The sequence below is a fragment of the Candidatus Flexicrinis affinis genome, assembly GCA_016716525.1.
Classification (GTDB): Bacteria; Chloroflexota; Anaerolineae; order Aggregatilineales; family Phototrophicaceae; genus Flexicrinis; species Flexicrinis affinis.
This window is the reverse complement of the sequence record JADJWE010000010.1, coordinates 127,116-141,830: the sequence shown is the minus strand read 5'-3', so window position 1 is coordinate 141,830 and position 14,715 is coordinate 127,116. Positions and strand designations below refer to the sequence as shown.

At 64.9% G+C, this 14,715-nt stretch carries 13 protein-coding genes; 7 read left to right on the top strand and 6 right to left on the bottom strand.

Annotated features, from left to right (window positions below):
* Nucleotides 1-570 precede the first annotated feature (570 nt).
* Entirely contained in the window at nucleotides 571-759 is a 189-nt protein-coding gene (locus IPM16_22815) for a hypothetical protein (protein ID MBK9125939.1), read from the bottom strand.
* Between the two features lie 1,275 nt (nucleotides 760-2,034).
* The gene (locus tag IPM16_22810) at nucleotides 2,035-2,694 is read right to left on the bottom strand and encodes a polymer-forming cytoskeletal protein (protein ID MBK9125938.1); all 660 of its coding nucleotides are present in this window, start codon (nucleotides 2,692-2,694) and stop codon (nucleotides 2,035-2,037) included.
* Nucleotides 2,695-2,838: 144 nt separating this feature from the next.
* On the opposite strand from IPM16_22810, the gene IPM16_22805 reads away from it, so the two are divergent.
* From IPM16_22805 to surE, 3 genes are all read left to right on the top strand, one after another.
* Nucleotides 2,839-4,104, top strand: a complete 1,266-nt coding sequence (locus IPM16_22805) for a UDP-N-acetylglucosamine 1-carboxyvinyltransferase (GenBank protein ID MBK9125937.1) — start codon at nucleotides 2,839-2,841, stop codon at nucleotides 4,102-4,104.
* A 27-nt stretch (nucleotides 4,105-4,131) separates the two neighbouring features.
* Nucleotides 4,132-4,884: an alpha/beta hydrolase gene (locus tag IPM16_22800; protein MBK9125936.1), complete on the top strand. Its 753-nt coding sequence runs from the start codon at nucleotides 4,132-4,134 to the stop codon at nucleotides 4,882-4,884.
* 579 nt (nucleotides 4,885-5,463) lie between these two features.
* Nucleotides 5,464-6,228, top strand: a complete 765-nt coding sequence (surE, locus tag IPM16_22795; GenBank protein ID MBK9125935.1) for a 5'/3'-nucleotidase SurE — start codon at nucleotides 5,464-5,466, stop codon at nucleotides 6,226-6,228.
* Here the strand turns inward: surE and nfi are convergent.
* Both nfi and IPM16_22785 read right to left on the bottom strand, forming a co-directional pair.
* Complete coding sequence (gene nfi / locus IPM16_22790; GenBank protein ID MBK9125934.1) at nucleotides 6,217-6,873, bottom strand: deoxyribonuclease V; 657 nt, start codon at nucleotides 6,871-6,873, stop codon at nucleotides 6,217-6,219. The genes surE and nfi overlap by 12 nt on opposite strands.
* Nucleotides 6,870-8,045: a putative C-S lyase gene (locus IPM16_22785; GenBank protein MBK9125933.1), complete on the bottom strand. Its 1,176-nt coding sequence runs from the start codon at nucleotides 8,043-8,045 to the stop codon at nucleotides 6,870-6,872. Before IPM16_22785 ends, nfi begins: the two co-directional genes overlap by 4 nt.
* A 179-nt stretch (nucleotides 8,046-8,224) precedes the next feature.
* Here IPM16_22785 and IPM16_22780 point away from each other — a divergent pair, with 179 nt between their 5' ends.
* Together IPM16_22780 and IPM16_22775 are read left to right on the top strand one after the other, a co-directional pair.
* Nucleotides 8,225-9,640 (top strand): phosphomannomutase/phosphoglucomutase, encoded by a 1,416-nt coding sequence (locus tag IPM16_22780; protein ID MBK9125932.1) that lies wholly within the window; start codon nucleotides 8,225-8,227, stop codon nucleotides 9,638-9,640.
* Between the two features lie 102 nt (nucleotides 9,641-9,742).
* Nucleotides 9,743-10,225, top strand: a complete 483-nt coding sequence (locus IPM16_22775) for a hypothetical protein (protein ID MBK9125931.1) — start codon at nucleotides 9,743-9,745, stop codon at nucleotides 10,223-10,225.
* A 145-nt stretch (nucleotides 10,226-10,370) separates the two neighbouring features.
* Here the strand turns inward: IPM16_22775 and IPM16_22770 are convergent, their stop codons facing one another.
* Both IPM16_22770 and IPM16_22765 read right to left on the bottom strand, forming a co-directional pair.
* Nucleotides 10,371-11,660: a hypothetical protein gene (locus IPM16_22770; protein ID MBK9125930.1), complete on the bottom strand. Its 1,290-nt coding sequence runs from the start codon at nucleotides 11,658-11,660 to the stop codon at nucleotides 10,371-10,373.
* 306 nt (nucleotides 11,661-11,966) lie between these two features.
* Nucleotides 11,967-12,413, bottom strand: coding sequence for a PaaI family thioesterase (locus tag IPM16_22765; GenBank protein MBK9125929.1), 447 nt, complete (start codon nucleotides 12,411-12,413; stop codon nucleotides 11,967-11,969).
* A 176-nt stretch (nucleotides 12,414-12,589) separates the two neighbouring features.
* Between IPM16_22765 and IPM16_22760 the strand changes: the two genes are divergently transcribed.
* Entirely contained in the window at nucleotides 12,590-13,936 is a 1,347-nt protein-coding gene (locus IPM16_22760; GenBank protein MBK9125928.1) for a DUF4397 domain-containing protein, read from the top strand.
* Between the two features lie 182 nt (nucleotides 13,937-14,118).
* Complete coding sequence (locus IPM16_22755; protein ID MBK9125927.1) at nucleotides 14,119-14,712, top strand: hypothetical protein; 594 nt, start codon at nucleotides 14,119-14,121, stop codon at nucleotides 14,710-14,712.
* The last annotated feature ends 3 nt before the right edge of the window (nucleotides 14,713-14,715 follow it).

Below are 14,715 nucleotides of genomic sequence, written 5' to 3'. Positions count from 1 at the left end.
ACCCCAAACCCCTCGCCCACCGAGACCTCACCCCGCGTCGCTCTCGCTCCGCCGCCCCTCTCCCGAGGAGAGGGGCCAGTACTCACAGCGTGCGGTTTTGTCCGTAGGGACACGGCGGGAGAAGAACAGACACAGAGGCCACAGAGGAAGAGCGAGCGCACAGAGACGGTCCGTAGGGACAACCCGGCGGGTCGCCCGCCGCCAATCTCACCCCAAACCCCTCGCCCACCGAGACCTTACCCCGCGTCGCTCTCGCTCCGCCGCCCCTCTCCCGAGGAGAGGGGCCAATACTCACAGCGTGCATGTTTGTCCGTCGGGACACGGCGGGAGAAAAACAGACACAGAGGCCACAGAGGAAGAGCGAGCGCACAGAGACGGTCCGTAGGGGCGACCCGGCGGGTCGCCCGCCGCCAACCTCACCCCAAACCCCTCGCCCACCGAGACCTCACCCCGCGTCGCTCTCGCTCCGCCGCCCCTCTCCCGAGGAGAGGGGCCAGTACTCACAGCGTGCGGTTTTGTCCGTAGGGACACTGCACCCGCCATGTCCGGGATGGATGTTGCCCTAATCCCTCAGCGCGGATTCAGGTCGGTGTAGTACACGTTACCGTCCACGACCGTCCAGAGCTTGCCGTCGGTGTCCTCCACAAGCGGAATGTTCCGGGCAATGAAGGCACAGCCCTCGCCGGTCGCCGGATCGAGCCATGCCGTGCCCACCGAGTTTTGCACGTCAGGTTGCCCGGCAAAGCGACCCGGAACCACAGTCGCCCATCCGAAGTCTTATCTACCAGGTTCATTTGTAACCAGTAGATCGGTAAGCTGGAGGCAATGCGAGAGTTCGCCTCCGGGTCGACTGCCGTCCATACACCCTCTGGCGTGCGATACCCCGTCGTCCCGTACCACAGCCGTCCCAGTTCGTCCATCTGCAAGCCGGTTGGTCCTGCCCAGGTCGGCGGCGGACCCTCGATGCGTTCGACGGCAAGTGTATCTGTGTCAAGACGATACAACTCGGTTCCTTCCGACGGCAAGACCCCTACCATTTCTTTTGCGAATGGGAGCGCAAGGTGAACGTAGTAAATCGAGTTCACGGCGAACGTAGCATGCAGATACCAGTGTGGCGAGGCATCGTCAATGCGAGTCATGGACTGCGTATTGGGATCGATGCGGATAATGCCGTCGTTGTAAGCGAGCAGCCACAGATATCCGGATCCATCTACGAGCAGCCTACTGTACTGAACAAACCCCACCACATCGTTCGGAGAACCGCGATATCCCCATTCGACAAACTCAAAGCGCTGTGAGACTTCGTCAAATCGAGCGAGCAAAGGATAGGTGACGTCTTCGATACCTCGTGGCTGCAACCTAAGAACCCTCCCCCACAGTTCGCCACTTGGCAGGACAGAGAGTCGAAATACGGATGACTCATCGGGCAGTGTTCGCGGGATGTCGTCCCAAGACCCATCTTCGGGCCGGTAACGTATATAGACCGAAGAACGATCTGAGAGACGCGTCCCAGCGAACCAGATTTCAGTTCTCCCACCTATATCCCGTGCAACAGACGGTCCGTCAATCATGTAGCCGGCCTCCTGGAACTGATCGGAAATCGGATCGCGGATCCACTCCGGACCCAACTCCGTCGGAAGCGCGGGGCGGTCGGGCTCTACCGCGTACGCGAACTCCGCGAATGACACCGAACAATCCTGCCGGGGCGACGTCGCAGCGGTCGTCGCGGGGTCCGGAGTCGGCGCTTGGGCGTGCAGCAGCGTCCCGGTCGTCAGCGTAAGGGCCAGCAGCACGGCGACCACAGGGTGCCATCGGTTCGTCATTCGCATATCGCGCGTCTCCCGTATTGTCCCCGCCTCACCCCCCCCGGGGCCGGGGCCCGCCCGCCCCTGACGGGCACGCATGGTCCCTACCACACCGCGATTCGTTGCGCGGCAAACGAACCAGTACCGCCGGTCCCAATGCCGAGGTCAATGCGACTTGCCAGGGGGCAGGGCCCCCCTGTCGCCGGAAGAAAGACGCCCGCCGCAAACCTCACCCGATCCGGTCGTCGCTGTCCGTGGTGTCGTCGGTCTCGGCCATCGCCTCCGGTTCGTCGTCCTCGGCATCCGGGTTGGGCGTCTCGTCGCCTACCATGAAATCCGGCTCGGCGGCGACCGGCGGCTCGGCATCAAGGCGCGCGTCTTCGGGGCGGGTCGGCTCGGTGACCGGGCGGGCTTCCTCGCGGCTGACCATCGAGATCTTGCCGTCGATGAACGCGCCTTCCTCGGTGCTGAGGGCGGTCGCGCTGATATCGCCCCACACGCGGCCCGTGCGCAGAAGCTGCACCTTCTTGCCGTTGACGTTGCCGTGCACCGCGCCGGCGATGCTGATGTTCTTGGCGTGCAGGTCGGCCATGATCTTGGCCGTCTCGCCCACCAGCACATTGCCCTGAATGTCGAGGCTGCCGGTGAACGTGCCGTCGAGACGGACGTTGCCGGTGCTCGACAAGCTGCCTTCGATGGTGCAGCCCGCGCCGATCACGGTGTCGAACCCGACCGGCTGAGGCATGGCGGGGATGGGCGTCTCGCGGGTGTCGCGCACGGGCGAGCTGTAGGTGCTGACCCGCTCGTTGGCCGGCTGACGGTCGGCGGGCTGGGCTTCAGGCTGATGGTCGGGCGGGGTTTGGCTGCGGCGTCCGCCGAAAAACGACATGGTACGTCACTCCTCTTACAATCCGACGTTCACACCGTTGATTCTGACATGAATCCGGCCGGATGTCAGCCGCCGATCGCACCACGGCGCGGATTCCGGGCATGGTATAATGCGCGCCTATCATCGGACAAACGTCACCACGCCATGCGAATCAAAGTCGAAGGCGGTCACGCCCTCAACGGAACCTATACCCCCAGCGGCAGCGCCAATGCTGCCGCTGCCTGTCTGGCGGCGGCGCTGATGACGCCGCACCCGGTCACGCTGTCGAACGTCCCGCGCACGAACAACACCGCCGCGCTGCTTCAACTGGCGCACACGCTCGGCGCGGAGATCACCGGCGGCACCGGCGACACGCCGCACGAGTTGATCAGCGAGCAGATCACCAAGCGCCAGCTCACCCCGGCCATGACCGGCGGTATGGTGGGCGGCATGCTGTTCGTCGCTCCCATTCTGGCACGGCGCGGATTCCTGCGGCTGGAGGTCGACTTTCCGCTCAGCCGCGTGCGGACGCACCTCGAAGCCCTGCGCGACCTCAAGCAGGACGTGGTCACGTCGCACGGCGCGATCGAGGTCAACGCCGTCCGCTGGGAGAGCGCCGACGTGCTGCTCTCGCAAGCGTCGGTGACGGCGACCGGCATGGTGATGATGCTGGCCGTGGCGCTCGGGCGCGAGACGATCATCCGCAACGCCGCCAGCGAACCGCACGTGCAGGCGCTGGGCAAACTGCTGACGCTGATGGGCGCGTCGGTCGACGGGCTGGGGAGCAACACGCTCACGGTCTACGGCCAGCACGAGCTGGTCGGCGCGCACATGGCCATCCCGGCCGACCACATCGAAGCGGCGGCGGCGGCAGGGCTGATCGCGCTCAGCGGCGGGCGCGGGCAGGTGCACGGCGTCCCCCACGACAGCCTGCGCATGATCGCGCGGGTGTATAAGCGCTTCGGCCTCAACCTTGATCTCGATTTCAATGACGTGTTCGTGCCTCGGCAGGAGCCGTTCAACCTGTCGAACCGCGAGGAAGACGTCGACGCCAGCATCGAGTCGGCGCCGTGGCCGGGCTTCCCGTCCGACCTGCTGCCGCTGGCGACCGTAATTGCCACGCAAACGCACGGCACGTCGCTCATCCACGAGAAGATGTTCAACAACCGCCTGCTGTTCATTGACAAACTGAACGCGATGGGCGCGCAGATCGTGTTGTGCGACCCGCACCGCGCGATCGTGGTCGGGCGCTCGCCGCTGACCGGCATCTACATGGACACCCCGGACGTGCGCGCGGGTTTGGCGCTGTTGGGCGCCGCGCTGATCGCAGACGGCACCAGCACCATCGACAACGCGCAGTCGGTCGGTAACGTGTTCGAGGACGCCATCGGCAAGATTCAACGGCTGGGGGCCAAGATCCATGTCGACTGATCGGCGCTCCGACAGGCGCGGGACGGCATGAACCGTGAGGTGCTCGGCCCGGAGGACGGCCCCACGGTCGTGATGCTGCACGGGTGGGGCGCGAGTATCGACCTGCTGCGTCCGTTGGGTGAACGGCTTGCACCATTGGGCTACCGCGTCGTGATGTTCGATCTGCCGGGATTCGGCCAGACTCCGCCGCCTTCCACGCCGTGGAACGTGTTCGATTATGCGCAGCACGTCGCCGCGGAACTGGACGCGCTGGGCATTCAGAAGGCGCATGTGTTTGGGCATTCGTTCGGGGGCCGGTTGAGCCTGATCCTCGGCGCAGATTATCCCGGCCGGGTCGGCAAGCTGGTGCTGTCCGATGCGGCCGGCATCCGCGCGCCGCTGCCGCTGATGATCCGCGCACGCACCGGTGGTTATAAGGGACTCCGGCGCGGGCTAGAGGCGGTCGGACTGCGTGGATTGAGCGAACGACTGCGCGCTGCTTACAACGCGCGCTACGGGTCGAGCGATTTCAACGCCGCGTCCGGCGTGATGCGCGAGACGTTCGTCAAGGTCGTCAATCAAGACCTGCGCGATTGGGCCAAGCGGGTCGCCGCGCCGACGCTGCTGTTCTGGGGCAGCGCCGACGAAGACACGCCGCTGGAGCAAGGCCGCGAGCTTGAATCGCTCATCCCCGACGCCGGACTGGTCGTGTTCGAGGGCGCCGGGCATTACGCCTATCTCGAACGCGCCGCCGACACCGCCCGCATCATCCACCGATTCCTGAGTGATGAGGAGAAGTAGTTAGTTGTCAGACGTCAGTTGTCAGGAACCCGGCGATCCAGTGGGGGAAGACAAGCACGATCCCACACTGCCGACGTTTCCCCCTCTCCCTGAGGGAGAGGGGCCAGGGGTGAGGGTTATAAAGTAGTCAGGAATCAGTTGTCAGACGTCAGGAGTACGGACGATCGCGAGAGAGAACCACGCCGCCATCCGTAGGGACACGGCAGTGCCGTGTCCAAGAAAGAGAGAAACCACAGCGGACACGGAGTACACAGCGCGCACAAAGGTGGTCTGTAGGGGCGACCCGGCGGGTCGCCCGCAAACACCCCCCACCGCCGACCATCCCCGTCTGCCCTTGAGGGAGAGGGGCCAGGGGTAAGGGGTAAACATCGCGCACTTTATTGCCTTTCTTAGGGTTATTGAGAGTCATCAGTAGTTAGGGCTTGGAGGTTTCGCAAACACCAACGAAGATCGCTCAATCTCAGTATCGTCTGGCTGCGGCATGCCGTGGCTTCCACCTCACCCGGACACACCAGTCCGGGCCTAACGTTCAAACATCCAAAGGAGGAGTAACATACACGTGAGGGAGACAATCAACCTATGACACACATTCTCGTGACCAACGACGACGGCGTACACGCCCCGGGGCTGTTCGCCCTCGTGCAGGCAATGCGCAAGTTCGGCGAGGTCGAAGTCGCTGCGCCGGCTGTCAACCAGAGCGCCAGCGGCCACAAAAAGACGCTGTTCCACGACATCCCGGTGACGGACACGACACTCAAGGACGGCACGCCGGCGCTCTCGGTCGGCGGCTCGCCCGCGGACTGCGTGGCGGTCGTCTCGATGGGACTGGCGCGTCAATGGCCGCCAGACATCGTCGTGAGCGGCATTAACCGCGGCGCGAACATGGGGCAGGACATCACCTACAGCGGCACCGTGACCGCCGCGCTCGAAGCCGCCATCGACGGCGTGAGAGCAGTCGCTGTCAGCCTCGACAACGCGCAGGCCAACGACGTCGAAGACTATGCCGAAGCCGCGCGGGTCGCTCAGCGGGTGGTAGAAATCGCGCTGGCGCACCCGTTCCCGCCGCTGACGATCCTGAACGTCAACATTCCCAACGCCGAGCGCGTGAAGGGCATCCGGCTCGTCCGGCAGGGCGTCCGCATCTACAACGACGAACTCGGCCGCAACGCCGAAGACACGGCGTATCGTATTGTCGGCCCGGCTCCCGGCGGCGTGTACGACACGCTCGGCACCGACGTGTGGGCGCTGCATCAAGGGTATGCCAGCGTCACCCCGATTCACCTCGACATGACGCACCATCAGTTTATGGCCGAACTGGCCGCGTGGGATATCTCAGTCGATTGACCCCGCCAGTCCATGCGCCGCGCGGATCGGCTCAGGCAGCCGATACCGCGTCGTGCAGGCCATCACCAGCGCCAGCGCGGAGTCGAGATCGATCCGGTGGCCCGACGAGACGTACACCGGCTTGACGCTCGCCCGCGTGCGCAGCACCGCCCCCAACACCTCATCCGAATCGACCAGCGGCGACCACGCGCCGCGCTCTATCCCCGGCGGCTGATACGCCCCGAGGAAGTGAGTCTTGCCGACTCCCACCGTTGGCCGGTCGATCCACAACCCCAAGTGCGACGCCAACCCGATCCGGCGCGGATGAATGCGCCCCATACCGTCGACCAGCACCGCGTCCGGCCGCGTCGTCAGCGCGTCCCACGCCTCAAGAATGACCGGAATCTCGCGAAAGCTGAGCAGGCCGGGCACGTACGGAAACGGAGTTGGCAGGCGCGCCACGGCCGAGTCGAGCACGGCGAAGTCCGCACGGCGCAGCACGACCACCGCGGCGGTGGATAGGCCGTCGCGCACGCTGACGTCGACGCCGGCGACCGTCGCAACCGATGCGAGGTCGAGCGGCGTGTCGAAGTCGAGGCGCGGGGCCAGCGTAAGCTGGATCGCCTTTGCCTCCGCGGTCGACTGCGGCCAGTCGTGCAGGGTCATCCGGCCAGCGTGCGCTTGATGCGCTCCAGCCCGTCGAGCAGCGTTACACGCGGGCAGCCGAAGTTTAGCCGCGCGAAGCCGCCGCCGCCGGGGCCGAAGGTCTTGCCGTCGTTGAGCGCAACCCGTCCGCGTTCGAGCAGGTGCGTAAACGGGTCGTCGCCGATCGACGTGTCGCGGAAGTCGAGCCACGCGAGGAAGGTCGCTTCCGGCACGGTGACCTTCACGCCCGGCAGTTCGCGCTCTACGAAATCGAGGACGACATCGCGGTTGGCGCGCAGGTACGGCACAAGCTGCTCGCGGTAGTCGTCGCCGTGGCGGAGCGCCGCCTCCAGCGCGACCCAGCTCAGCGCGCCGAGTCCCGGGACGATGTACCGGTCTTGTTCAGCCTTGATGGCCGCCCGCATCGTCTTGTCGGTCACGATGCCGAAGGACGCCTGCAATCCCGGCATGTTGAACGTCTTGGACGGCGACATGAGCGTGACGGTGTTGGCCGCGGCTTCGGGCGATACCGTGGCGAACGGGACGTGCTTGATCTCCGGTTCGAGGATCAGGTCGCAGTGGATTTCGTCGCTGATGACGCGGATTCCGTGGCGCAGGCAGAACTCGGCGAGGCGCTCCTGCTCGGCACGGCTGAACGTCCGGCCGGTCGGGTTGTGCGGGCTGCTCATGATCAGCAGTTTGGTGGCGGGCGTGATCGCGGCTTCGAGTGCGTCGAAGTCGATCTCGTAACGCATGCGCTGGCCGCTGGACGTCAGCGTCATCTGCGCGTAGCGGATCGGGTGGCCGAAGTTGGGCGGCGCGGCGATGAACGGCGGATAGATCGGCGGGAGCAGCAGCACCTCGTGGCCCGCCACCCCGATCACCTTGATGAGCTGGTTGATGGCGGCGATCAGGTTTGGCGCGAAGATGACGTCTTCCGGCGCGATCTGCCACCCGTAGCGGCGCTGCACGTAGTCCACGACCGCGTCGCGCGCGCTCGAACTGGCGAACTGATAGCCGAACAGCGGGTGGTCAAGGCGCGCGTGCAGCGCGTCGATCACGGGCTGCGGCACGGGAAAATCGGTGTCCGCTACCCACATCGGCAGCACGTCGGCGTCGTATTTGTTCCATTTGGCGCTGCCACTGCTGCGCCGTTCGATCACGCAGTCGAAGTCGTACTGAATGTGGGACATAAGGGACGATACCTAACGACTAATGCCGGCTGAGAACAAACAGCGCCTAGATGTACCGCATGTCGGCCGTTCGGGATATAGCCAACTTGCGCACGGGTGTGCGCCAGAAGGCGGTGCGGTACAATCGATCCGGTTACTATGACGACACGACAACGGCAATCGCGGAGGGAGCAACCCGTATGGACACCAGCGTATTCCGCAAGTATGACATCCGCGGCACGGTCGAGGGTGAGAATGCACAGATCACACCTGAACTGGCCCGCAGCGTCGGCCAAGCCTTGGGCACGTACTTGCCAGAACACTTCGGCACCAAGCGTGTTTTCGTCGGCTGCGACAACCGCGCGACATCGCCCGGTCTCAAGAAGGCGATGATCGAGGGTCTCGCCAGCACAGGCATGGCGGTGACCGACATCGGACAGGTGCTGACGCCCACGGTCTACTTCGCCTCGGCCTCGTTCGGCGAAGGCGGCGCCGGCGTGATGATCACCGGCAGCCACCTCGAGACCAAGTACAACGGTATCAAGATGGCGCACGGGCCGCTGGCGCTGGCCGGCGACCAGATCACGTCGCTGTTGAAGATCATCCAGTCCGGCGCGTTCGCCACCGGCGAAGGCGAGGTCGGTACCGACTTCGACATGATCCACAAGCACATGGACGCTATCGGCAAAAAGGTCCACTTCCCGCGCAAGCTGAAGGTCGTGCTGGACGCCGGCAACGGCCTGAGCGGCACGTACGTTTATCCGCTGCTGAAGAAGCTCGGCCTCGACGTGATCGGCCTGTACTTGGAGAGCGATGGGCGTTATCCGAACCACCTGCCGAACCCGGAAGACCCGGAGATGACCAAAGACCTCGAACGCGCGGTGGTCGAGCACAACGCCGACCTCGGCCTCGGGTTCGACGGCGACAGCGACCGCTGCGGGTTTATCGATAATCACGGGCATCACATCGCCGCCGACCGCCTGCTGGCGCTGCTGGCGAAAGACGTCTTGAGCCGTCACCCCGGCGCGTACGTGGTCTATGACGTCAAAGGCTCGATGGCCCTGAGCGATTTCATCAAGAAGTACGGCGGCAAGCCCGTCATGTGGAAGACCGGCCACAGCCTGATGAAGCAGAAGATGCACGAGATCGGCGCGCCGATCGGTGGCGAGGTCAGCGGGCACCTGTTTTACGGCGACGACTACTACGGCTTTGACGACGCTCCGTTGATCGCCCTCAAGACGCTCGAAATTATCAGCACGTCGGGCAAGACGATCAGCGAGCTGTTCGAGGAAATCCCCAAGCTGCACGCTACACCGGAAATCATCATGAGCGCGCCGGACGACCGCAAGTTCGTCATCGTCGAGGCGCTCACCGAAGCGATGAAGACGCAGTCCGACGACGTCATCACGCTGGACGGCGTGCGCGCGCAGTTCGACGGCGGGTGGGGCCTCGTGCGGGCCAGCAATACGCAGCCGGCCATTACTATGCGCTTCGAGGCCTACACCCCGGCGCAGATGGTCGATTACATGAACCGCTTCCGCGCCGAGCTGGCGAAATATCCGGAGGTCGACACGTCCAAGCTGGATGCGCAGATCGACCGATTCAAAGCAATGTAAACGAGCCCTCACCCCTAGCCCCTCTCCCTGAGGGAGAGGGGAACTCGAGGTGCGCCGAAGGTCGGGAAAGTGGCCGGGGGTGATCGCCCAAAGGACATATCCATGATCGAAAACCCGCGGATTTCGCGCGCCCTGCGCTATCTGACCTACGCCGTCCTCGCCGGACTGGTGCTCTTCGGCGTGTACGCGGTATTCAATCGTACGCCCGATCTGTCGCAGCTCAGCGACGCGGACATCGAGGCGACCGTCGCGGCCGAGGTCGCCGGCAGGCTCGAAGGCACCGCGACCCGCGCCGTGACGCCTGACGTCACCGCGTCGATCGAGGCGCGGTTGACGCAGGTCGCGCTCGGCACGCCGCTGCCGACCGCTGCCGCCAGCACCACACCTACTCCCGCGCCTGCCCTGATCGACACGTCCGCAGGCGGCGTCGGTGGGGTCATCGGCGGGATCGTCAACGCCGTGTGGGGGCTGCTCAGCGGCCTATGGAACTTCTTCTCGTTTGGCGGGATCGTCATCCAATCGCTGTGCTGCATCTTCGTCCCGCTGCTGGTCCTTATCGGCCTGCTGCGCGAACGCCCGCTTTAGCAGAGAACCGATTCGCCAAAGGGTTTACACCCTCTGGACTCCCATTCTTGCGGATTGACCTCGCGAGCGAGGTCAATCCGCAGCATGTGGGTGCAGGGATGCAAGTCCCTGCCGGGGTTCGGTGCAGCGCCCCGACGAGCGTGTGCTACGGCGTGAGCAAGCCGCCGAGGGTGACTTGACACGACACACGGCCGACGGGGAACTCGTCGCGCACGATCAGGTCGATCAGGGTGGTGGAGATCACAGTGAGCGTGGCTTGCGTCGACAGCTCGCCGAGCTGCAGCGGACCGGCGTAGATGCCCGGCGTGGTGCGCGCGAACGCGTAGTCGACACCGAGCGTGCGGAAGGTGAGCACGCTGCCGTCCGGGCTGATGCTGAGCAGGCCGGGCAGCGCCGCGGCGGCCAGTTCCGGCGAGATGTCGCGCAGGTCGCCGGTGACCGGAAAGCCCGCGCAAATGGCGGTGTACTGCGGTTTGAGGGTCAGCGTCCATGAGCCGGACTGCGGCAGGCCCGTGTTGGTCGATCCGCCGGGGACGGACGTGGGCTGCGGCCGAACAACCGGGGGTGCGGCGGTCGTCGGGACGTCGCCGCATGGACCAGCGGCGGTCACCGATGCCGCCTCGACCCACAGCGCCTGCGCGTTGCCACCGTTTTCGATCTGCGTGCGATCGATCTCATACCACAGCGCGCCCACGGCGTCGTTGGTGCGTCCGACGACGGTTAGCGGTGTCGCCGCCGGCATGTAGGTAAACGTGCCGCGGTCGCTGCTCGGGCCGACGCGCAGCGGGACGGTGCGCACCAGCGGCGTGCTAACGGTACAAGCGTTGGCGGGTATCGCGGTTCGGCGCGGCGGCGGTGTCGGGCGGATGCCGGACGTCGGCGTGCGCGGCGCATCCGGATCGAGCGCCAGTGACATCACGAGCATGTCGATCACACTGCGCTGTTCCTCGAACACATCTGGCGGCCCGTAGGCGTCGGCGATCACCAGCCCGTCGGCAAAGACGCTGTCCACGGCTAATGTCACGCCCGTCAGCGGATTACCGTCGCTGTCGGCGGTCTCGTATGCCCAGAGCGCCGCCGGATTGTCGCCCAGCGTCGCCTCCTCAATCTCGTCGAACGGCAGGCTGTAGCCGTACAGCCGCCGGAATCCGCGCGCCAGCGTGTCGCGCAAATCTTCGCGGGAGAGGTCCAGACCGAGCGCGGCGGCGTGGTCGGGACTGAGCAGGATCAGCGTCAGCGTGTCGTACGTGAGGACGAAGGTTTCGATCTCGTCATCGACCAGCGGGAACAGGGGCGCGAAGCCCTCGTCCTCGATCGCCCACCCGTCGAACAGCTCGATCGTGTAACGGTCGTCCAGCGGCACAATCTCGCCAGCGGTGGCAAAGGCGGTGGCGGCAAGTGCGCCCGCGAGCAACAGTACGATCAGTCGGCGCATCAACGCGGCTCCATGGCAATTGGCACTGACTCCCATTGTACGGCGAACGGCGTTTCGGCGCGTTTACGGAGGATTGGGGCGCTGCCCCAACCCCGCCACTGACACCTCACCCCAAACCCTCTCCCGGGGAGAGGGGCTTCTGGAAGCCGGCATATGTCTTGCTCGTCGCTACCAGAGGGTTAGGGCAGGCTTGCGACATCCGACGCGAGTCCCGCTCCCCTCTCTTCGGGCGAGGGGCCGGGGGTGAGGTTCGTGCGAAGTGCAAACCCCTTATGGAGGTCTGGAGGCCAAGCCTCCGCCAAGTCGTTAGAGCGGGCGGAAGGGGTTGTCGGCCATTTCGCCGGGAAGGTCGACGGTCAGGAAAAGCCCGCGGCTGGTCGCCGCCACGCGTCCGTCAGGCAGGATGAGGTCCGCTGCGGTGTGCACCTTGCGTCCTTCGATGTTCTCGACGCGGCCGACGACAGTGATCTCGACGCCGAGCGGTACGCTGATCCGCAGATCGACGTTGAGGTTGACGGCCAACACCGGCAGATTCGCCGCCCACGCGGCGGCGCCCATCGCCTCGTCCAACACCGTGACGACCGCGCCGCCGTGCGCGTAGCCGGGCGGTCCCGTCTTGCTGGGGTCAAAGACCAGTTTACCGGTCGTGCGGCCGGTCTCCGCGTTGAAATACATGCACAGGCCAAAGCCGCCCGGGGGATCGCCCTGTACAAGCGGCGACCCGCCGATCCGCACGCCCATATCGTCGCCCATGCCGTGGCCTTTCCGGTGCCTGATCGTTCTCGCATTAGAGAACGATTTGAAGAATTTCGAAAGATGAGTTTGTGTGCAATTTCGCGTTACAGTATACTCTAATCGCCTTGTGCGTCTTGACCGTTTTTTGCGTCACGAGCACACCCCTTTTTTTGCACGACGAGGAGAGCAGTCCCATGCGGAAATTTCTCACCCTACTGGTGGTGCTGATCGCGGTAGCGTTGACCTCGATTAGCGCATTCGCCCAGCTTGAGCCCCCCGAGCCCGCACCGGATGCGGCGTTCGTTCGCATCGCGCATTTGTCCCCGGACACCCCGGCGGTGAAGGCGTTCGTGAACGGCACCGCCGCCATCAGCGGTCTGCAGTTCGGAAGTGTGACACGCTGGCTTGATCTAGCGCCCGGCACGTACGAGTTTGCCGTCGGCACCGGCAGCGATCCCGCCGCCGCGCAGATCCCGGCGTTCAGCCTCGACCTAGCTGCCGGCAGCTTCACGACGCTCGCTGCGGTCGGCAACGGCGACACGCTTACCGGTATCGCCATTCCCGAAGACTACACCCGGATCAGCACGGGCCAGGCGCGCGCCACGGTCGTTCATGCGATCGAAGGCGCCGGCCCGGTCAACTTCTCGGTCGGTGGCGGCAGCTTCGAGTACATCAACTTCCCCGGCGCCATTGCCAGCGCTGACGGTTGGGATGCGAGCGAAATTGCCCCCGGTGCTGGTGTGACCGTGACCGCCTTCGGCTCCGGCGCGACCCTGCTGGAGAACGCCGATCGCGAGATCGCCGCGAATCACAACTATCTGGTCGCCGCTATCGGCAGCCCGGACAGCCCGCGCCTGCTGGTGATCGACACTGATCAGGCCGAGTTCTCGACTCCGAACTTTGCCGAGGGCGAGGCCCGCGTGCGTGTCGCGCATTTCTCCGCCTCGACACCGTCGGTTCGGATCTTCGTCAACGGCACGGTGGCGCTCAGTGGTCTGAACTACCGCTTCGTGACGCGCTATTTGCCGTTCCAGCCCGGCACGTATGAGATCGCCGTTGGCCCCAACAGCAACATTGCCAGCGCCGTGATCGGCCCGGTCGACCTGACGTTCGAAGACGGCGGCTTCTACACCGTCGCCGCGATCGATGATGGCGACGGCGGCGTGACCGCGGTTGTCCTGAACGACAACACGGCGGTGGACGAAGGCGCTGCGGTGACCGTCTACCACGGTATCGCTGGTGGCCCGACCGTCGACGTGTGGGCGGGCGACGTCAAGCTGGTCGAAGGACTGGCACACGCGGGTTCGTTCCTGCTCCCGGCGGGTGGCTTCAACGACGGTATCAGCGAAGTGTCTGCTGCGGCAGGTTCGGTCACCGTGGCCGTCACTGGCGCGTTTGCGGCCAGCCCAGAGGATGCGCTGCTCAGCCGCGAGGTTGAATTCGCGGCCGGCAGCTACTACCTGATCGCAGTGATCGGCACGCCGGATGCCCCGCGCCTCGTGGTGCAGGAAGTCGACCCGGCCGTCGACCTCGAGGACTAGGCAAGACAGTCCGTAGAACCTAACGACCCCACTCCGCGCTGTGTACAACACGGCGGGGGGTGGGGTCTTTTTTTGTCATGTTAGCGGTGTTTGAGAAGCCCCGATTATGTGCCGGATGGGCCGCATTGTTGTGATAAAATAGGCAGAATCGACTTCGCGGTTCGTCTCCGAGGTGTCCCCCAATGGCTGTTTCTCCCTTTGGCCCCGGCAAGATCTTTGTCCTGGTTGGTCCCGGTGGCGCGGGCAAGAACACCCTGATGAAAGCGGTTCTGCCGCAGCTCGACAACCTCAGCCAGCTCGCAACCGCGACGACCCGCGATCCCCGCCCCGGCGAACAGCACGGGCGCGAACACATCTTCATGGATCTGGCGACGTTCGAGCAGTGGAAGAATGACGGCAGGCTCGTGGAATTCGAACAGGTCACGCCGGAGAAGTTTTACGGCACGCCCAAACTTCCGCTGGAGCGCGCATTCGCCGAGGGGCACGATCTGATCGCCGACATCGAGATTTCAGGCGCGGCGGAGATTCGCAAAGCCTACCCGGACAACACCGTGCTGGTCTTCATCTGGGCAAGGCCGGAAGTGTTGGAAGAACGCATGCGCGAGCGCGGCACCAGCGAGAAGGATATTCGGGAACGACTCGACCGTGCCGAGCGCGAATATGCTTTCGCCGAGCAGTGCGAAACGCTCATTGTCAACGACGTCCAGTCGCAAGCTGCGGGCGAACTGCGCGGCGTGATCGAACGCCTGCGCAACCCGAGGCCCGTACACGCTTGACTG